Source organism: Paenibacillus sp. WC2504, assembly GCF_052682475.1.
The window spans coordinates 3,333,130-3,350,591 of the sequence record NZ_JBQZFH010000001.1; the positions used below are offsets into that span (position 1 = coordinate 3,333,130).

General features: G+C 40.7%; 25 protein-coding genes. 18 read left to right on the top strand and 7 right to left on the bottom strand.

The window, feature by feature from the left end:
• The first annotated feature begins 112 nt into the window (after nt 1-112).
• The 6 genes from ACUN27_RS14675 (at nt 113) to ACUN27_RS14700 (ending at nt 6,965) form a co-directional block, all read left to right on the top strand.
• Entirely contained in the window at nt 113-1,558 is a 1,446-nt protein-coding gene (locus ACUN27_RS14675) for a PAS domain S-box protein (RefSeq protein ID WP_445559082.1), read from the top strand.
• 1,083 nt (nt 1,559-2,641) lie between these two features.
• Complete coding sequence (locus tag ACUN27_RS14680) at nt 2,642-3,505, top strand: collagen-like triple helix repeat-containing protein (RefSeq protein ID WP_445559083.1); 864 nt, start codon at nt 2,642-2,644, stop codon at nt 3,503-3,505.
• Between the two features lie 209 nt (nt 3,506-3,714).
• Nucleotides 3,715-4,194, top strand: a complete 480-nt coding sequence (locus tag ACUN27_RS14685) for a hypothetical protein (RefSeq protein ID WP_315951197.1) — start codon at nt 3,715-3,717, stop codon at nt 4,192-4,194.
• Nucleotides 4,195-4,348: 154 nt separating this feature from the next.
• The gene (locus ACUN27_RS14690) at nt 4,349-5,713 is read left to right on the top strand and encodes an arsenic transporter (protein WP_315951195.1); all 1,365 of its coding nucleotides are present in this window, start codon (nt 4,349-4,351) and stop codon (nt 5,711-5,713) included.
• Nucleotides 5,714-5,729: 16 nt separating this feature from the next.
• Nucleotides 5,730-6,401, top strand: coding sequence for a DUF2642 domain-containing protein (locus ACUN27_RS14695; RefSeq protein ID WP_315951193.1), 672 nt, complete (start codon nt 5,730-5,732; stop codon nt 6,399-6,401).
• Between the two features lie 24 nt (nt 6,402-6,425).
• Complete coding sequence (locus ACUN27_RS14700; protein ID WP_445559084.1) at nt 6,426-6,965, top strand: hypothetical protein; 540 nt, start codon at nt 6,426-6,428, stop codon at nt 6,963-6,965.
• Nucleotides 6,966-7,149: 184 nt separating this feature from the next.
• On the opposite strand, the gene ACUN27_RS14705 is transcribed toward ACUN27_RS14700, so the two are convergent.
• Complete coding sequence (locus ACUN27_RS14705) at nt 7,150-7,632, bottom strand: hypothetical protein (protein WP_326062679.1); 483 nt, start codon at nt 7,630-7,632, stop codon at nt 7,150-7,152.
• A gap of 288 nt (nt 7,633-7,920) precedes the next feature.
• Between ACUN27_RS14705 and ACUN27_RS14710 the strand changes: the two genes are divergently transcribed.
• Nucleotides 7,921-8,415, top strand: coding sequence for a Ger(x)C family spore germination C-terminal domain-containing protein (locus ACUN27_RS14710; RefSeq protein ID WP_445559085.1), 495 nt, complete (start codon nt 7,921-7,923; stop codon nt 8,413-8,415).
• 283 nt (nt 8,416-8,698) lie between these two features.
• Here ACUN27_RS14710 and ACUN27_RS14715 read toward each other — a convergent pair whose 3' ends face one another.
• The gene (locus ACUN27_RS14715) at nt 8,699-8,875 is read right to left on the bottom strand and encodes a hypothetical protein (RefSeq protein WP_445559086.1); all 177 of its coding nucleotides are present in this window, start codon (nt 8,873-8,875) and stop codon (nt 8,699-8,701) included.
• Nucleotides 8,876-8,906: 31 nt separating this feature from the next.
• On the opposite strand from ACUN27_RS14715, the gene ACUN27_RS14720 reads away from it, so the two are divergent.
• The 3 genes from ACUN27_RS14720 to ACUN27_RS14730 all read left to right on the top strand — a co-directional run bounded on the left by ACUN27_RS14720 (nt 8,907) and on the right by ACUN27_RS14730 (nt 10,371).
• Entirely contained in the window at nt 8,907-9,446 is a 540-nt protein-coding gene (locus tag ACUN27_RS14720) for a hypothetical protein (protein ID WP_445559087.1), read from the top strand.
• A 68-nt stretch (nt 9,447-9,514) separates the two neighbouring features.
• Nucleotides 9,515-9,976, top strand: coding sequence for a hypothetical protein (locus tag ACUN27_RS14725; protein ID WP_445559088.1), 462 nt, complete (start codon nt 9,515-9,517; stop codon nt 9,974-9,976).
• A gap of 17 nt (nt 9,977-9,993) precedes the next feature.
• Nucleotides 9,994-10,371, top strand: a complete 378-nt coding sequence (locus ACUN27_RS14730) for a hypothetical protein (RefSeq protein ID WP_315951182.1) — start codon at nt 9,994-9,996, stop codon at nt 10,369-10,371.
• A 59-nt stretch (nt 10,372-10,430) separates the two neighbouring features.
• On the opposite strand, the gene ACUN27_RS14735 is transcribed toward ACUN27_RS14730, so the two are convergent.
• The 3 genes from ACUN27_RS14735 to ACUN27_RS14745 all read right to left on the bottom strand — a co-directional run bounded on the left by ACUN27_RS14735 (nt 10,431) and on the right by ACUN27_RS14745 (nt 11,681).
• The gene (locus ACUN27_RS14735; RefSeq protein ID WP_315951180.1) at nt 10,431-10,691 is read right to left on the bottom strand and encodes a hypothetical protein; all 261 of its coding nucleotides are present in this window, start codon (nt 10,689-10,691) and stop codon (nt 10,431-10,433) included.
• A gap of 389 nt (nt 10,692-11,080) precedes the next feature.
• Complete coding sequence (locus ACUN27_RS14740; RefSeq protein WP_315951522.1) at nt 11,081-11,239, bottom strand: hypothetical protein; 159 nt, start codon at nt 11,237-11,239, stop codon at nt 11,081-11,083.
• 169 nt (nt 11,240-11,408) lie between these two features.
• Nucleotides 11,409-11,681 carry a hypothetical protein gene (locus ACUN27_RS14745; protein WP_315951178.1) on the bottom strand — a complete coding sequence of 91 codons (273 nt, stop codon included), beginning with the start codon at nt 11,679-11,681 and terminating at the stop codon, nt 11,409-11,411.
• Nucleotides 11,682-11,908: 227 nt separating this feature from the next.
• Here ACUN27_RS14745 and ACUN27_RS14750 point away from each other — a divergent pair, with 227 nt between their 5' ends.
• Together ACUN27_RS14750 and ACUN27_RS14755 are read left to right on the top strand one after the other, a co-directional pair.
• Nucleotides 11,909-12,070: a hypothetical protein gene (locus tag ACUN27_RS14750; protein WP_315951177.1), complete on the top strand. Its 162-nt coding sequence runs from the start codon at nt 11,909-11,911 to the stop codon at nt 12,068-12,070.
• A gap of 289 nt (nt 12,071-12,359) precedes the next feature.
• Nucleotides 12,360-12,458: a hypothetical protein gene (locus ACUN27_RS14755; RefSeq protein ID WP_445560629.1), complete on the top strand. Its 99-nt coding sequence runs from the start codon at nt 12,360-12,362 to the stop codon at nt 12,456-12,458.
• 20 nt (nt 12,459-12,478) lie between these two features.
• Here the strand turns inward: ACUN27_RS14755 and ACUN27_RS14760 are convergent, their stop codons facing one another.
• The gene (locus ACUN27_RS14760; RefSeq protein ID WP_445559089.1) at nt 12,479-13,090 is read right to left on the bottom strand and encodes a hypothetical protein; all 612 of its coding nucleotides are present in this window, start codon (nt 13,088-13,090) and stop codon (nt 12,479-12,481) included.
• Between the two features lie 231 nt (nt 13,091-13,321).
• Here ACUN27_RS14760 and ACUN27_RS14765 point away from each other — a divergent pair, with 231 nt between their 5' ends.
• Together ACUN27_RS14765 and ACUN27_RS14770 are read left to right on the top strand one after the other, a co-directional pair.
• Nucleotides 13,322-13,939 carry a hypothetical protein gene (locus tag ACUN27_RS14765; RefSeq protein WP_315951173.1) on the top strand — a complete coding sequence of 206 codons (618 nt, stop codon included), beginning with the start codon at nt 13,322-13,324 and terminating at the stop codon, nt 13,937-13,939.
• Nucleotides 13,870-14,286 carry a DNA methyltransferase gene (locus ACUN27_RS14770; RefSeq protein ID WP_315951171.1) on the top strand — a complete coding sequence of 139 codons (417 nt, stop codon included), beginning with the start codon at nt 13,870-13,872 and terminating at the stop codon, nt 14,284-14,286. The genes ACUN27_RS14765 and ACUN27_RS14770 overlap by 70 nt, the downstream gene beginning before the upstream one ends.
• A gap of 290 nt (nt 14,287-14,576) precedes the next feature.
• Here ACUN27_RS14770 and ACUN27_RS14775 read toward each other — a convergent pair whose 3' ends face one another.
• A complete protein-coding gene (locus ACUN27_RS14775) occupies nt 14,577-14,921 on the bottom strand; it encodes a hypothetical protein (protein WP_315951170.1) in 345 nt (114 codons plus the stop codon).
• Between the two features lie 302 nt (nt 14,922-15,223).
• On the opposite strand from ACUN27_RS14775, the gene ACUN27_RS14780 reads away from it, so the two are divergent.
• The 4 genes from ACUN27_RS14780 (at nt 15,224) to ACUN27_RS14795 (ending at nt 17,433) form a co-directional block, all read left to right on the top strand.
• Complete coding sequence (locus ACUN27_RS14780) at nt 15,224-15,376, top strand: Spo0E family sporulation regulatory protein-aspartic acid phosphatase (RefSeq protein ID WP_418936938.1); 153 nt, start codon at nt 15,224-15,226, stop codon at nt 15,374-15,376.
• A gap of 185 nt (nt 15,377-15,561) precedes the next feature.
• Nucleotides 15,562-15,705: a hypothetical protein gene (locus ACUN27_RS14785; protein WP_315951168.1), complete on the top strand. Its 144-nt coding sequence runs from the start codon at nt 15,562-15,564 to the stop codon at nt 15,703-15,705.
• A 425-nt stretch (nt 15,706-16,130) separates the two neighbouring features.
• Complete coding sequence (locus tag ACUN27_RS14790) at nt 16,131-16,520, top strand: hypothetical protein (protein ID WP_315951166.1); 390 nt, start codon at nt 16,131-16,133, stop codon at nt 16,518-16,520.
• 91 nt (nt 16,521-16,611) lie between these two features.
• A complete protein-coding gene (locus tag ACUN27_RS14795) occupies nt 16,612-17,433 on the top strand; it encodes a PBSX family phage terminase large subunit (RefSeq protein WP_445559090.1) in 822 nt (273 codons plus the stop codon).
• Nucleotides 17,434-17,462 lie beyond the last annotated feature (29 nt).

Sequence of the window (17,462 nt, forward strand, 5' to 3'; positions counted from 1 at the left end):
ACAAAGCGTCTTAGAGATGTACTTTTGTAAAAACATCTATACAACGGATTGAAAATTGCTGTTATAATGCCTTTGTTAGGTTAATTATGTACTGCTTTACACGGAGGATCGGATGCTAACTAACTTCAATGACCATAGTCTTCTCTTACATGCATTTGAAAAATCTCCAATTGGAGTGGCCTTTTTAGCTTTTGATGGAAGCCTTTTCAAAGTTAATCCATCTTTTTGCAAAATGTTAGGATATAGCGAAAGTGAATTAATAAATCTGGGTGTTCCATCTGTTACCCATCCTGAAGATTTAGAAGCAGATCAGTCATTGTGGCGTCAATTGGTGCAAGGTGAACGTGAGGGTTACCAATTAGAAAAAAGGTACATTCATAAATCCGGGGCCATTATGTGGGGGCTTTTACATGTTACTATCGTTAAGAACCAACTAGGATTCGATGCTAATAGCATACTCATCTCCCAAGTTGTAGATATAACAGAACAAAAAAAGAAGGAAGAAGAGTTCAAGAAGATTGAAGAATTGCACAAGCTTATTTCCGAACATTCCCAGGATGTTATTTTGCGTTTAACGCCGGAAGGAATGATCACATATGTCTCCCCAGCTATCCGAAAACAACTCGGATATGAGCCGGATGAGCTTATCGGAACATCTGCCTATGAGTATTGGCATCCAGAAGATTTGAAATCTAACTGGCTAAAGTACGGTTATTATGATAATTCGGATAGTAGAATATTTGTTTATCGAGTTCGGCATAAAAGCGGCCATTATATTTGGCAAGAAGCACATTCCAAAAGAATAAGAAATGCTGCTGGAGAGATCCAACATGTTATCAGTATGGGGCGGGATATAACAGAACGCATACAATCTGAAGAATTAATTCGCAGATCCGAGAAACTTTCCTTAGTAGGAGAACTTGCAGCTGGAATCGCTCATGAAATTAGAAATCCATTGACTAGTTTGCGAGGATTCATGCAATTGTACGTAAAAGAGGATATAGAAGGTATAAAGAAATTGCGCAATGAAGTCATGATATCAGAAATTGATCGAATCAATGAAATTGTAAGTGAGCTTTTAGTGTTAGCTAAACCTTCAACTGAGGCATCGGAATTAAGGGACGTGGTCCACGAGTTAAATCACGTTACACGACTATTTGAAGGACAAGCCAACCTTTATAACGTTCAAATCAATAAAGAGTTGGATGCCAATTTACCATTAATCCAGTGTCAACGCAGCATCAATCAAGTATTCATCAACGTTTTAAAGAATGCGATTGAATCCATGCCTAAAGGCGGACAAGTAACAATAGAAGCCAAGCAAAAAAACGATGAAATACACATTCGAATTCAAGACACAGGACATGGAATCCCACAAAATGAAATATCCAAGATTGGAGATCCTTTTTTTACTACAAAAGAAACAGGAACAGGGTTAGGATTAATGGTTTCGATGAGAATCATCCAAAATCATAAGGGGACTATGCGAATTGAAAGTGAAGTTGGGAAAGGGACTATGGTGGAAGTTATTTTGCCGATTGTTAGTGGGATTTTATAAGGGAATAATAGTTAATAAGACCAGTATGCGATAGCGTAAGTCATATGAAGAAACAACAAGCCCGAGGGTACAATCCCATGGGCTTTTTTTCATTTAACTTTGGTATCCTGATGGATATTGTCCTATGGAAAAAATGTTCGCGATAATGACTATATAATAGCGACCAGTGCAAACGATTGAGGACGGTATTATTTTTTTATTTCGGAAATATGAGCTTTTTCATATTTAGTCATCCTATCAATCTTAGTCAGATCGCTTAATTGTTGCTCTTGCAATATATGATTACTTAACTCGTGGTTGTTAAGACTCGTAGGAGGTTTTAATAAAATATACAAACCAAAGCCCAAAAGAAAAAGTATGCAAACAAACAACATAAGAAAACCTCCTATTCGTCAATGATAAGGTTCATTCCTTCATGGTTTAGGAATACCAGATATTTGATTTGTATCCATATTTATATTCTAAGTATATGTCACGTGGATTCTAATGATCTAGGACAGCGCCCTTTTTCTTTTTCTGAGCTTTTGCAATTCCTAAAATGTGCTTTATCCCTAGAACAGGCTATTTCATAGGTCCATACACTAATATTGCAAACACCCACATAGATGAATGTTCCCGATAACAAAATGCCTATTCTTATGAAGGGAGGATATAGTTATGATTAAGCATTCTAAAGTATTTATGCATCCTGGTTCGCGAAGCATGAAAATCTTCCATAATGCTAAAATTTCGGGCTATGGGAAGTACACCGTAATGAACAAGCCGGTTGTCCTTCACTCGCTCACAAGCAACCAAAAGGATATTTGCACCGTTGGCCAAGATAAAGAAGCATGTAAATGCTCTAAAAAAACGAAATACAAACATAAATTACGACTCGGAAAATGGAGAAAGCAGAAAATTATTAAAGCTAGAAAACGGTGTTCAAAGAGACTAAGTGAGATTTGTGTTGTTTGCTGTAATCGACGCTGCAAATGTACTAAAAATAAGAAAAAGAGAAAAAAACGAGTATGTCACCGAAAACATAGCATTCACAAACGAAAAACAGTTATCTGTAAGCAAGGTAATAAAGGAAAGAGGGGGAAAGTGGGACCTGGAGGACCTGGAGGACCTGGAGGGCCGATGGGACCGATGGGACCGATGGGACCTGGAGGACCGATGGGACCTGGAGGACCGATGGGACCTGGAGGACCGATGGGACCGATGGGACCGAAAGGACCGGAAGGGCTGAAAGGACCGAGAGGACCAGAAGGGCCGGAAGGACCGAGAGGACCAGAAGGGCCGAGAGGACCAGAAGGGCCAGAAGGACCAAGAGGAGCAGCAGGTCCACCGGGACCACCCGGACCGCCCGGACCACCGGGGCCACCAAGACCGGTAGGGCCGCCAAAGCCGCCAAAGCCTCCAGGGCCTCCAGGGCCGCCTAAACATGTCAGATCTTCCGGGAAAGGGCAATGTAACAGTAATTGTAACTGTGAGAAGTGTTGTATAGGAAATTTCCTAAATCAACTGAAAGGTATTACAGTGAAAGAGTTACACACATTAGACTATTCCTACGGGAAATATTCTGATGTGAAAATCAATTCTGCTGAGAACCGTGTTCTAAATTTCGTTAGCAACGGAGTAGACCATTTCGTGCCAGTCGATCTCATTGCAGGATTGGAAATTTGGGTGGGAGATTTTAATGAGAAATGGTTGGAAGGAAATACGAGTGGGTCCGAGAAAAAAGATTCGAATAATTGCGAAGATGCTGTCTTGACGAGCTTGTTCAGTCCATTAGTCCGTAAATCTAAGGTTGATTTCAACACTTTGGCAGAACAATTAAAAGATGTTCAGAATGCAGAAGTAATTGGACTAAATGGCAATGTCGTCGTATTGTCCACGAGAGATATCATTTTTGCCGTTGCCTTAAGCAGTATTTCGGATGTGTCTAATATAAGAGATATCCAGTAGTAGCGAGAAATAAATTGATATTTCTTCCGGTCAATAATGCTGAGACGTTGTTGACTGGGGGAAATTTGGTATATTTTACCATGTACATAAGCCTTGCAGAGATAAAAGCGGAAAAACTGAGAGACAGGTTATCCGCTTAGTACAAACCATTGTCAGGTACGTATATATAATAATGCAACAACCATTTTACTAGCTGGAGGGAAAACAACATGGCTTTTGATTATTTGACACTGGTGGGTAAACAAGTAAGATTGGATCGCGGAGGTCCTGAGTCGCGGCAAGGTAGGGTAGTATCCGTAGGTTCTGATTATGTCGTTATTTACAATGAGAAGGATGGGCTTGTCTACTACAACACTCAGCATTTAAAGAGTATGACACAAAATACAAAAGACATCATGGATGTTCTGGAACCTACAGAGCCTCAACCTGTGTTAAAAATTATGCAAGCAGAAAATTTTGTTGGATTGCTAGCAGGCATGAAAAATCTTTGGTGTCAGGTTAACCGTGGAGGCCATGAGAGCGTTCAAGGTGTTGTATCCGAAACAACCCCTGAATATATCACCATGGTTGTGAACCATGAGTTGGTCACTATTTTTACATTTCATATTAAAAGCATTTCTTATGGAGTCAAAAAAGAAAATCAGGATGAGAAAAAGGAACAAAAGCAGGATAATAACGAGAAAAAATAACTCAACTATTCATGTTTATAATGGAGGAAGGGGGGAAGTCCTATGATGATTAATCTATTCAATTTATGTAGAACGTCCAAAGAAATTCTCCCTCTCCCGTCCATTGATCTCAAACATGAGTCAATAGATGGTATCCTTGATGAGGTGCAAGCCCATGGTTAATCTGACAACTGCAGTAATCTCCATGGTATTTGTAGCCGTCACAGTGCTGATCATTTGGCGTCCATTCGGTATCAATGAATCAATCCCTACTTCTATCGGTGCATTGATCCTTATTGCTTTAGGGATTGTATCGCTTCCAGATGTATACCATATCGGCACTATTGTAAGCGGGGCTAGCATAACCATATTATCAACAATTGTAATGTCTATTGTTTTGGAGAGCATAGGAATTTTTCGGTGGGCGGCAGTTAACTTGGCGATTCGGGCAAAAGGATCCGGTAGAGCCCTCTTCTGGTACGTTAATATATTATGTTTTTTGATGACAATGTTTTTTAATAATGACGGCAGTATCTTAATTACAACTCCTATTATTATTCAGACCTTAACTATACTCAATCTTAAAACGAGACAAAAAATACCTTATCTTATTTCAGGTGCGCTTGTTGCAACTGGAGCTAGTGCTCCAATCGGTGTAAGCAACCTTGCCAATCTTATTGCGCTAAAGACAGTGGGATTGGATCTTAATACGTATACAGCAATGATGTTTGTACCTGCAATGGTAGGAATTATTGCGATATCGTATTTGCTTTTCGTGTATTTTAAACGTGAAATTCCCGTGAAGATTATGGATTTACACCCTAAATCCATAAATAGTCTTATGCACAGTGAGTCCGGAGCCTATCATCCTCTTAAAGTAGATCCAATGGAAGAGCGCCCCATTGATTGGGTGTTATTTCGCATTTGCATATTCATTGTAATCTTGATCAGATGCAGCTTTTTCCTGTTGACTCCCTTCGGGATTCCTACGGAATGGCCTGCAATCGTTGGTGCGATTCTACTAATCGCTATCCGATGGAAACGTAGAGGAACTGGTCCAAAAGATATACTTTTAAAAACTCCTTGGCACATTTTAATCTTCGCATTCAGTATCTATGTCATTATTTACGGCCTTCATAATTCTGGCTTAACTCAGTTTATCGTAAGTTGGATTGGTGAAACAGTTGCCGAGAATCACTTCAATGCGATTTTTGGAATGGGTATTTTACTAACAGTGATGTCAAACCTATGTAATAATTTGCCGTCTGTTATGATTGGCTCCTTGTCACTACAAAGTATGGGGCTAGATACTTTTACGCTTCATACCGCCTATTTGGGTAATGTCATAGGTGCAGATATCGGGTCATTATTGTTGCCAATGGGTACGCTAGCTTCGTTGATATGGATGCATATACTTAAAAGGCATAACATTCACCTAACTTGGGGGCAATATATAAAAGTAACAATACTAGTTGTACCCATAGCTCTGTTTTTAAGTTTGTTTTCTTTATATGTATGGACGGGCTGGTTATTCAAGTGAGAGGAGGTGAAAATAAATGGATCTTTTTCAGAAGCAGCTAGGAGCGGTTATTGATGTTGAATTGAATGGTGATAAATGGCATACAGGCGTTCTAGTGGATGCAGAGCATGATATATTGGTTGTCTATAATGGGGAGCGCTATATTTACATCCCGACTTATCATGTTTTGAACGTCAGTCTGAGTAACCAAAAAAGTTCAACTGACTTCTCCGCTCCTCCTGAAAAACCAATCAATAATGATAAACAAATTTCTTATCGGAAAATATTATTGAACTCCAAAGGAATATTTTCAGAGATCTTTGTTTGTGGAAATCAGCCTATTCATGGTTATATTACACATGTGATGACGAATTATTTCGAGTTTTACTCGCCCGTATACAGAACGATGTTTATCCCATTAGTCCATCTGAAATGGCTGACTCCCTATAATAACTACCATACTCCATACCTATTGGATAAGAAATTTTTTCCTGTTAATCCTTCCGATTTGCCTCTATCCCGTACCTTTGAGGAACAAATCAAGAAGCTGGAAGGTAACATTGTCGTTTTTGACTTGGGTAGAAACTCTAGCAGGATAGGATTATTAAAAGCAATAGAAAACAATATTGTTCATCTGATTACAGCGGAGGGCAGGGCGCATTATACGAACATTCAGCATATTAAAAGTGTCCACTCGCCGTCTTTATAATGGAATTTCAAGGAGGTAATGAGTATGCCTGGAGGAAAAGGCCATGGTAAACATGGACATGAACACGGTGAACATAAGAATGAAAAAGAAAAACTTGATCAAGAAGTAAAGGAAACAAACAGTAAAGATCAAAAAGAAGAAGAAAAAGGCAAGGAAGCAGATAAGGGTAAGGGGCACAAGGAAGAAAAAGCTAAGGAAGCAGATAAGGGTAAGGAGCACAAAGGAGAAAAAGGTAAGGAAGCAGAGAAAGGTAAGGAGCACAAGGAAGAAAAAGGCAAGGAAGCAGATAAGGGTAAGGAGCACAAGGAAGAAAAAGGCAAGGAAGCAGAGAAGGGTAAGGAGCGCAAGGAAGAAAAAGGCAAGGAAGCAGATAAGGGTAAGGAGCGCAAGGAAGAAAAAGGCAAGGAAGCAGAGAAGGGTAAGGAGCGCAAGGAAGAAAAAGGCAAGGAAGCAGATAAGGGTAAGGAGCGCAAGGAAGAAAAAGGCAAGGAAGCAGATAAGGGTAAAGGGCAAAAGGAAGAAAAAGGTAAAGAAGCAGAGAAAAAGGGTAAAAAAGGTCATTGAGAAGATATGCTGTTGTTGTTTTGCGGACCGTATTGAATTAATTTCTATACGGTCTTTTCAAAATAGAGTTGATTGTTGTATTTACAATGCTTAAAACACGGTCTTTTAATTGTTGAGTCAAAAGCGAAAACCTGAGACTTCCGCATCCAGCATCCGCAAAAAAATGCGGATTCTTTATTTATGATCAGACTTTCGAAGTTCGTTTCATAATACGCAAATGAAACGGCAAATAGAAATAGTATACAACCAAATAAACAGGTATCGAGTACAAGGGGTTCCAGTGCTTTAACGTCATTATCCCAACAGCGACAGCTAGCCACTCGGCAAGTTCTGATACAGCTGTAAAAAGTATTGTGTAGAGAAGTTTTTTATATTCTCGATAAACGTTTAGATAAATAACAGCAAAACTTGAAGGAATAATCGTATACATAAAAAATTCGGGGATACCGCGTTTATTAGGGCTACCAACGTCAAACAAATCAAGCCAAACGGAAAATACAGTATCGATAACCCAAACAAGTCCGGCGATTACACCGAAAGTGAGATAGATCTCTGGCATGTTTAATCTTTTGGGCATAAAAACGACGAACAACAATAGAAAAACACCAAGAATAGCCGAATACCACCAACCTTTACTAAAGTCCATATTTTGAATAATTTGATTCATAAAGCACCACGCACCTCACATTCTGGGAATGGTCGTTAGTTTTCCCCATAAAGTGGAATTCTATGAAAGGACATCGGCTGAAAAATTAAAAGACATTTTCAAAAAGTTTGCAATTTTCCATTTTGATCATATGCATAGAATCATAAAATTCGATGAAAATATTTTGAAGGGAATGTTTGGGAAAGTAATTTGTTTGACAAATGAACCCCTCATCTTCCCTTTGCCAAGATTGGCCGTTGAGATGATTCGAAAAAGTCGGGGTGATCAACTTTAGATCATGCCCGAGAAATGGGCAAGCTGCCCAACAATTTTTTAGGAGTGTTTTTTAGTCAATCCTCAGCGAAAGGGCAGGAAGGATCAATCCCCTACTTGGAGTTAAAGAAAGCATCAAACATTGAAATCTCTGGATTGGCTTATTTTCGAGACGATAAAATGGTGGGCACTTCGACAGCCCTGCAGATCGGCCATTATACGTCGATTAAAGAGATTAACCCTGGTGGGTATAGTGTTATGCATGAATTACCCGGTGGCACAAGGGTTATATTTAAAGCAACACATCGGACATCGAGAATAACCACAACCATCGAAAATGGAAACGTACATGTCCAAATAAATTGCCAGATAGAAGGGGATTTAGAGGAAAAATCAGAAGAGCATTTCAGCGTTACTGATGAAATTCTTAAAAAATTGGAAGTCAAAATCGAAAGAGATGCCAAGCAAGGTTTTGAAAAACTCATTCAGCAAACTCAGATGGATGGTAGCGACATTTTCGGTTTCGGTTAGTATGTGCGTGCTACACAGCCTGGTTACTGGAACAAGCAGGTCAAGACAAAAGAAGCGTGGCAGCGTCAGTACGTAGACGTAAACGTAGATGTTAATATGTTCGTTAAGATCAGGAGGATCGGCACAAAGAACCGATCAAGAAATTTGGGGTGATAATAGAAGGATCAATTTTAGAGGACTTTTAATTATTTGTGAAGAATAGAAATATTTGTAACAAGCAATTGAAAGGACTGATTCAATGAATTTTATTGTTATTATGATCGTTATGTTCGTTATTTTTTGTTTAATTGGCATGTTTAGCAATAAGAATAGAAGAGGTAGCTCTACCCAGCACCACAATCATAGCTCTAATTTCTTTAATAATAGTTCTTCTGATTATGATATTAATCGTCATCACCACAATCATCATAACAATCATAGTCATAGTCATCATGACCACCACCATAATCACCATCACCACAATGATTCCTCCAGCGGAGGAGGAAGTGACAGTGGAGGTGGCAGTGATAGCGGAGGCGGTAGTAGTAGTGATTAACGGAGAGAGTCAAGTTGGCTCTCTTTTTTTGTTGGGCGTAGGGTTCGTCGCGCTAGATGAGTACGGTGATGTCTGGGACGCTCAGGAAGTTGAAGTTTCAGGAAAAGACCCGGAACGAATGGTCAAGCTCATCGATCGGATTGTTCACTTGGTATCACCGGACGATGTTATCTGCATCGAAGATTTTGCTTATGCGCAGGCCAATCGTATGGCGATGCTTGGGGGGATTGGCTGGGGAGTTCGGATGGAGCTATTCAAGAGAGGCATTACATACATCGAGGTTGCTACAGGGGAGCTTAAGAACTTTGCAGGTTGCAAGGGAAACTGCTCCAAAGAAGATCTAATCATTTCAATTTATGAGCTCTGGGGATTTAGAAACGGCAGCGACAATGTCCGTGATGCATTTATCCTGGCGCAAATTGCTAGGGCCCTTAAAGAAACAGTCAAGCTTAAAGCATTTCAAAGAGATGTCATAAAGAAAGTGAAAGGGAGATAGCACATAGCCTACATCGAAGCTGAGGTGTTCATCGTAAATGCAAAGATGTAAGTGGAGTTGTATCAGAAGTGAAGTCACAAGGTGAACAAGCTGAAATGGATCTTGGACTCGATGAGTACCGTAAGAGAGTAGCTCCGCTTGCTACGAAGTGGGATGACTGGAGGCGGGGACAAGTTGAGACTTCAGCAGAGAAGCCTGAGATGACAGCTGCAGAAGGTTCTAAGGGTGATGTAGTTGAGTTTAATGAACCTGGTGATCAAGATAAACAGGAGCCTATTCCGGGTAAAGATGAGAAGGAAATTCAAATTGGCAAAGATGAGCTCGAGAACTTTATCTTAGGTGGAAATGGCCCAGCGTTTGAAGATTTGCCATATGACTTTAAAGAGCTCCTTACTCGTAAACGTAATGGTGAGACATGGATAGAGATCGCACAGTCTTTGAAGATAAGTTCAAGTAAGTTATCTGCAGATTGGAGCGAATACAAGAAACGTATTAAATCTGTATTAGATGGAGAGAACGGGGTCGCATAAAAAGGGAGGGTTAAGATATGAAATGGAAACAAGAGCTTTTATGGGTTAAACGAAATGAATATGGTATTGCACTACGTATAGAGGAAGAGCGGCCGGCAGGTGTTTCGGATGCTGAGATTGATTGTGAATCGCTAGAAGATGAACAGATAATCAAACCGATAGACAGCATGGCTGCATTTGCTTCGCTCAATAGATACTTTGCACTTATTGAAAATACAAAACTGACACTGGAGCAAGCAGAGGAAGCAGTAAAAACTCTTTGTCATGTATACGGAGCTGCGAATGAAGAAGAATTATTTGAACGAGGTGAGCCAGAGCTGATTGAAACTTACAAACAGCTGAAAAATGAAATTTTTGCTGAAAGTAAACGAATAAGTAAAATCCTCTGCGTGTAAAATTTTCGGGATCGCAGAGGATTAGTCGATATAACACACTTCAGTCATATTAAGCTAGCTTATTGATTATCGTCGCGTCCTCCTTGCCAATTACCGCCTTGATATTGACCTGGATGAGGCATTCCTTGCCATACCCCCTGTTGACCATGCCATTGGCCTTGGTGCATTCCAGGATACGGCATTGGGGTTTGATGATGGGGATGTTGACCTGGATGAATAATCACATGATGGAAGTGGTGATGGTGATGTAGTTGATGAGGATTTTGTTGGTAGTGTTGCTGGTGATGTTGTTGTTGAGTTAGATTTTGATTGTAACTCATTGAGCAATCTCCTCCAAATTTTGATACATCAACCTATGTTGAAATGTGATAATTGGATGCTTGATTTTATCTATTTGGGCGTATTTACACGATTTAAAGCACGATCCCACGTCTCCTAGCAAGAATCACAACTGAAAGACATAAAAAACCACCCCATCGTACAGACCGATGAAGTGGTAAAAAGGATGAGGGTTGACACGATTGCAATATATTCCATCATTTTAACAATTGTGATCAGAATTTAAAAGCCTAAAATATCGCTCAAAGATAAAGCTGTTATCGGTTTTTGGTAATAGCACTACAAATAAAGCACGTACTTTTTTTTCCTTTTATTTGCTTCACATTGTCACAGTAGATACATCTCATGAACTTGTCCTCCATATATCCACTTAGTCTTCCGGTGTACGATCCAAATATAGACGAGTTACTGAAGTTGTGTCCCCTCTATCAATTTCCTCTTCAGTAGCTTTCTCTTCAAGTGGGTCGTGCGTGTTCATACCTGGGGCGATTGTAGGTTCATCATTTTCAGCAGTAGCCGTATCTTTCAAAAATATCACTCCTTAGAATTATTAGCGTTATATTATACAATTTCACAGAATTTATTCACCTCTAAAAAAGTGATGAACATTAGTGAACACCGACTGAAACAGAAAATTCAGGAGAAACATAAATTGAGCATCGAGTGAAGACCCGATGCTCAAAATTAACTTGTTTTATCTATTTTAAGATTTTGGAACCTTCTGGCAAAACAGCATCCTTATCGACTACAATTACTCCCACCCCTCCGGGGATATATGCAGCAACTGTATTTTCATCAACATTTATATAGTTACCAGGTACATAAATGCCATGGACTAAAGTGTGAATAATGCCATTCTTATACGTGTGAGCTGGTGTATTTACAGTCTCGGTTGCAGCACTAATAGCGCTCGGAAGCATTAAGCTAGAACTTGCAAGGAGTAAAAATACTTTTGTTTTAAGGGATTTCATATTTGCATCACTCTCCCAACGGTAAGATGTATTGTAACTCTACAGATCATATGTTAACAATTGGTAAAATATTATGCCGTACATCTTGAAGATGCAAATTTATAAGGAACCTGATTTTAGGTTAATTCACGTAGAAAATAAAGATCCCCCGTCTCCTAGCAAGAATCACGGGGGATCAAACATATGTTCCTATAACCAATACTAACACACTGAGGAGGTGTGAGGGAATGGGATGCAATAATTTATCTGAAGGTTATAAACAAACGGCTGCCATGTTGAGAAAGCTGGCAGCTGAGAAGACAAGTAAGATTAAAGAGATTGAGCAGCAAGAAGAAAGATTCTTAGTAAACAAGATGAACTTTCGTTGTTGCAGACTGACCGGCGAGTAATTAATGAGATGGTGGCAGATTGCGAGTGGATGATCGAGTGGCTAGAAAGTGGCCGGCGGCCAGGGAATAAAGCGAGGGGGTGAGCGTCGGGCAGCGTATCAGCGAGAGAAGCTTACGGATCCGGTCCGGATGCAGGCGTACATCTCACAGAGTTCGGCGGGCAGCCCCGCTAACCTTTCAGATTGGAAGAGGTTCCAGATTGAAGATGCGTTATCTAGACTAAGCGAAAGGGAGCGAGAGTGTTACGTGTTGGCTCATGGGGAGCTTTTCGTTTAGTGAGATTGCTGGGATGCTTGGGGTTAGTAAAGGAACTGTGGAGGTTTATGTGACGCGAGCACAGAAGAAAATATCAGAGGACTTGCACAACAGCCTATTCCTTGTGGGATAGGCTGTTTCTCAATATAAACGTTATTGTAATAGAGAGGAGATTAAGATTATAGCTATGCATATTCCGAATACGATAAGAAGTGCTTTCCACTTTTTTGTTTCTGTAGTTCGGAAATATGAAGTAACTGATTCACGGCATAGATAAAATATTAGAAAGCCATCAAAGGCAGATCGTACACCATTTTTTAGATAATAACTTGTTACATATTGTGAACTAACATCACCGTATTGTTCAACGAGCAAGGGTATAGAAATCATTGAATTCAAATTTCGTGTGATTTCATAAGCAAAATAAAATAACGCGAGCCACCAACCCCACTTCTTGCCAAGGAACATTCCAACTGCGGTTGCAAGACTAAGAACTCCTAAAAAAGTGACTGCTACTTGAAAGAAGTAGCTCGATACTCCAATTAATGAAGATACATCATCCAGCCTGCTAAAAAATGCAACCTGTGCAACTAGAACTATAACAGCTGCAATGGCGATCCAAATAGCTAGTAAAGTAATACCAATTGGTCGATCATAGGAATACTCAATAATTTCTTCTTTGTTAGACTTGGGTGCAAAATAAGACAATACTGTTCCTCCTAGAATAATATTTTTCATTGTATCATTAACACTTAAATGTAACAATGTGGAAATTTTAATATAGTAAGTTCTGGGTAACATCTTATTACTTGTGGGATAGGCTTTTAAATTTAGTAGTAGATTTATACTAGACAAAATGAGAGAAATGTAATATTTTGTAGAAATAATTCCATTGGAATTAAATGGGTTTAGAAATGGTGAATACGGAGGTAAAACAGTATTGTATAAGGATCTCAAAGACATCCTAGAGTTAGTTTTAGCTGGCAACACAAATGTGTGGCTGAGCTTACATGTGTCATCGTCGAGTCAACCGATGAGGAATCTAAGCTCTTAACGATTAGTCTGAGCCATTTACGTGGTCGGACTAATGAGGAGCTGCTTGCATCGCTTTTGGAGGAGTTAACAGCTCATTATTCACTCGAAGAGTTATCAACTCAAACCGGTTTTCAATTGGACGAGCTTAATCAATTGCTGCCTGGCTTGAACTCAGACACTGAGCTTATTACTCCGGTCAAGGAAGATGAGTTCGATGTTCAGCGTGCTTTGGATGAGATCAAAGAGCCTGAGACTCGATACGGGGATGTGTGGCAGCTCGGCCGGCATCTTTTGGTGTGTGGCGATGCAACCAAGCTTGAAGATGTGCAGAAACTCATGGAGGGCGCCAAGGCTGCGCTGGTTGTGACTGACCCACCTTATAATGTAGCAGTGGAGAGCGATTCGGCCAGGCTGGCCGCAGATGGCCGAGGAACAATTATGAATGACGACATGCCCGCAGAGGAGTTTGCGGGCTTTTTAAATGCTGTTTTTCTTGTTACGCTTCGGTTATGGACCCGAAGGCAGCTATCTATGTATTTCATCCTTCTTCTTATCAACGGCAGTTCGAGGATGCCATGAACGCGGCCGGTATCGTTGTAAGGTCGCAGTGTATCTGGTTAAAGAACGCTGCTTCTTATGGTTGGTCCCAGTATCGTTACAAGCATGAGCCTGTTTCCTATGCTCATTTGAAGGGTAAGTCCCCGGCATGGTACGGGGATCGGAAGCAGACGACCATTTGGAAGGCCGGGTTGCCACAAGAACTGTTAGAGCCAGAGACGATTTGGGAAGTATCCCGGGGTGATGTTACAAAATATGTTCATCCAACGCAGAAGCCACTGGAGCTCTTACAGATTTCTATAGGGAACAGCAGCCAGCGCGGTGATTTCGTTTTGGACTTCTTTGGCGTAGCGGCTCTACGCTTATGACTTGTGAGCAGATGGATAGGACGTGTAGGACTTTGGAGCTTGATCCGGTATTTTCCGATGTTATTAAGAAGCGTTTTTATGAGTTTACAGGTATTGAGCCAGTTCTTTTAATTCGGACTAAAGCTGCGTAATTTTCTTGATAACCATTGAATTATCGGGCTGGTGACAACTATACCGTAGGCTTCCATCGACCGGCTATGAGTTAAATTTGAAACGAAACGATTATGTAAACAACATATGGAATAATTGATAAATACATAAAAAAATGCCGGGGAGCCCCCGGCATTCACTTATCCGATTACTACAAACGAAGAGACACCGGCGGGTACGAATCGGACCCGGAATAGTGTTCCGTCGTTTCTGAATGTGCGGAGGATAAAAGGCCTGTTGGTCGGTGTGCGAACAGCGAAGAAAACTGCTGTGCCAAAACGATCGAAATTAACCGCTTGAACGAAAGTTCCATTCGTACGCCGGAGTACTGCAAAAAATCCGGTCGTATTAAAAGGTACACCATTGTTATTAGCCCATATGACTGTAAAACGGGTGAGAGTTTGAGTAGGTTTCACAGAGCGGAATCTCGTGAGAGGCACTTTTTTGTAATTCCCCTTCAATGTTTGGGGAGGACGTATTGCCATTTTGAATCAACCCCTTCGTTATGATTAGATATTTAATGCAAGGAGGGGAGATTAAGACAGTGCGAATGCCTATTTAATTTGGCGGTCTTTTTTATTCTTAATCATAGCAAAATAAGAGGACTCGCTAACGTCTCCTCGGCCTCCAGACAAAAGTCTGCTGCAAACTGCTCCCCTTTTCCTATGAAATATGCTTCTTTGATTTTGCTTATTATGGAAAAATAAAGGATGTCATAGTGAGGAAGTAAAAGTAAAATAGTCCCAAACTCAACAAGAAGGGGCAAATTGATTTGGAGCTTGCTAGTTTGACAGAAGAAATTGAGACACTTAGACAACCGTTGGTTCATATGTATTTGGAGGGTATCTCAATCAATAGTGATGTAATCGTATGTAAGCCACAGGAGCTCGATATACTATTAAATGAGTTTCATAGTAGGTTAAATAAACAAATTTCATAAAAATTTGATTAAGTGTTCTTACTACTCTTCCATTTGGAGTGAGTTTTTTTATAAACAAAGAAGGACGCGCTAACGTCCTTCCTAGGTCACCGGAACACTCCCGGTGAGATCATGTTTGCCGTGGCCACGGATATACGAACGCATGGTCTCTTTTTCATTTTAACGGATGATGGGAGTGTTCGCAATTGAAAGATGAAAATACGAACAAAGAGAATGAAGAATTGCTACTTAAGCATGAGTTAGCATTAATAGAAGGAATTGAGATCAAGTCAGTTGAGGACCTGAAAAAGTTGATTGAGATTAATCTGGAGCTTCAAAAAGAGCATTAGTACCGATTATTTGTGAGAGTCAAACTGACTCTCTTTTTTGTTCTCAATTTTCTACTCCGGAGGTGGGTGATATGTAATGCCAAGAGAACGCAGCCCGGACAGGGACAAAGCCAAACAAATCTGGCTCGAGAGTAACGGGAAGTTAAAGCCAGGACCTTGCTGCAGAGCTCGGACTAGGGGAAACTCAGATACGGAAATGGAAGAGCCAGGATAAATGGGATACTTCATTAAATGGTAACGTTACTAATGAAAAGAAAGGTAACGTTACTAAACGAATTGGCGCTCCTTTAGGAAATAAGAATGCCGTCGGTAGTAAAGGCGGAGCTCCGAAAGGAAGTAAAAATGCTCTTGGTAACCGCGGTGGACATGGTGGCCCACCAGGCAACAAAAAAGCAGTCACTACCGGGGAGTTTGAATCCAAATGGATGGATACGCTTGAAGAAGATGAGCAAGAGCTGGCTCGCCTGGTTGAGACTGATCCGATTAGACAAGCGGATGAAGCAATCACACTTTTTTCTATCAGAGAACGACGCATGCTGCAGCGGATCCAGGATCTTCGTAACGCGTTATCTGAGAAGCAGAGGAAAGTTCTGCAGGAGAGAATCACCGTGAAGGATGTTCAAACCGTTCATGATGACAAGACGGGTCAAACCAGAAGTGTGGTTGTTCCGATAGATAAGCTTGTTACGACGAAGATTGAGGAAACAGTTATTAGGGTAATCAATGACCTTCTTCGCCTGGAGGAAGCATTGACTAGGGTCCAGGATAAGAAGTTAAAGGCCATTGAATTAAAGAACCGTTTTGTAGATGCTTAGCGTGATCTTAGAATTCAGAAACTCCAAGCCGAAGTTAACACTCTGAACAACAGCAATATTATTGATCCTGTTGTATTTAAGGATGACCTGCATGAGTGAAGTTAGCTTGCAGCAGACCATTGGGAAGGGTTATGTAGATTTCTGGCGGTTTCGCGGTCGGTACCGAGTTATTAAAGGTGGCCGTGGTTCAAAGAAAAGTGTTACAGCAGTGTTATGGCACATCTATCACATGATGAAGTTGCCGCTTGCAAATACACTCGTTATTCGGAAAACGTTCAATACACATAAAGTTTCTACGTTTGCTCAACTTAAATGGGCAACACGTCGACTAGGCGTAGATCATCTTTGGCAGTTTAAGAAAAGCCCGCTCGAGGCTACATATAAGCCGACCGGCCAGAAGATCTTATTCCGCGGCCTAGATGACCCGATGTCCATCACTTCGATTACGGTGGATACGGGATATTTGTGCGGGGCTTGGTTTGAAGAAGCCTATCAGATCTTAAATGAGGATGACTTTGATAAGATCGATATGTCCATCCGTGGTGAGTTGCCAGAAGGATATTTCAAACAATTAACGCTGACTTTTAACCCATGGAATGAACGCCATTGGTTAAAACAGCGTTTTTTTGATATGCCAAATCCTAATACATTAGCCCTTACAACTACATTTCAGTGCAATGAGTTCCTGGGAGACGACGACCGGGAATTGTTTGAATGGATGAGGAAACATAAGCCGAAGCGTTACCGCGTTGAAGGTGAGGGCAACTGGGGATTGCGGAAGGCGCGATCTTTGAGAATTGGTGTGAGGAAGAATTTGAATGGCGAGATATCGCCAAGCTGCCCGATTACAAAGCTATATTTGGTTTGGATTTCGGTTATACCAATGACCCGAGTGCTTTTGTGGCTGCCCTAGTTGCCGCATGGTTTTGTCCGAAAGTTGGT

Coding starts and splice junctions, on each gene's coding strand:
- ACUN27_RS14675 (WP_445559082.1), top strand. CDS start 113: ATGCTAACTAACTTCAATGACCATAGTCTTCTCTTACATGCATTTGAA.
- ACUN27_RS14685 (WP_315951197.1), top strand. CDS start 3,715: ATGGCTTTTGATTATTTGACACTGGTGGGTAAACAAGTAAGATTGGAT.
- ACUN27_RS14690 (WP_315951195.1), top strand. CDS start 4,349: ATGGTTAATCTGACAACTGCAGTAATCTCCATGGTATTTGTAGCCGTC.
- ACUN27_RS14695 (WP_315951193.1), top strand. CDS start 5,730: ATGGATCTTTTTCAGAAGCAGCTAGGAGCGGTTATTGATGTTGAATTG.
- ACUN27_RS14700 (WP_445559084.1), top strand. CDS start 6,426: ATGCCTGGAGGAAAAGGCCATGGTAAACATGGACATGAACACGGTGAA.
- ACUN27_RS14705 (WP_326062679.1), bottom strand. CDS start 7,632: ATGAATCAAATTATTCAAAATATGGACTTTAGTAAAGGTTGGTGGTAT.
- ACUN27_RS14710 (WP_445559085.1), top strand. CDS start 7,921: ATGGGCAAGCTGCCCAACAATTTTTTAGGAGTGTTTTTTAGTCAATCC.
- ACUN27_RS14730 (WP_315951182.1), top strand. CDS start 9,994: ATGAAATGGAAACAAGAGCTTTTATGGGTTAAACGAAATGAATATGGT.
- ACUN27_RS14735 (WP_315951180.1), bottom strand. CDS start 10,691: ATGAGTTACAATCAAAATCTAACTCAACAACAACATCACCAGCAACAC.
- ACUN27_RS14745 (WP_315951178.1), bottom strand. CDS start 11,681: ATGAAATCCCTTAAAACAAAAGTATTTTTACTCCTTGCAAGTTCTAGC.
- ACUN27_RS14750 (WP_315951177.1), top strand. CDS start 11,909: ATGGGATGCAATAATTTATCTGAAGGTTATAAACAAACGGCTGCCATG.
- ACUN27_RS14755 (WP_445560629.1), top strand. CDS start 12,360: ATGCTTGGGGTTAGTAAAGGAACTGTGGAGGTTTATGTGACGCGAGCA.
- ACUN27_RS14770 (WP_315951171.1), top strand. CDS start 13,870: ATGGACCCGAAGGCAGCTATCTATGTATTTCATCCTTCTTCTTATCAA.
- ACUN27_RS14775 (WP_315951170.1), bottom strand. CDS start 14,921: ATGGCAATACGTCCTCCCCAAACATTGAAGGGGAATTACAAAAAAGTG.
- ACUN27_RS14790 (WP_315951166.1), top strand. CDS start 16,131: ATGGATACGCTTGAAGAAGATGAGCAAGAGCTGGCTCGCCTGGTTGAG.
- ACUN27_RS14795 (WP_445559090.1), top strand. CDS start 16,612: ATGAGTGAAGTTAGCTTGCAGCAGACCATTGGGAAGGGTTATGTAGAT.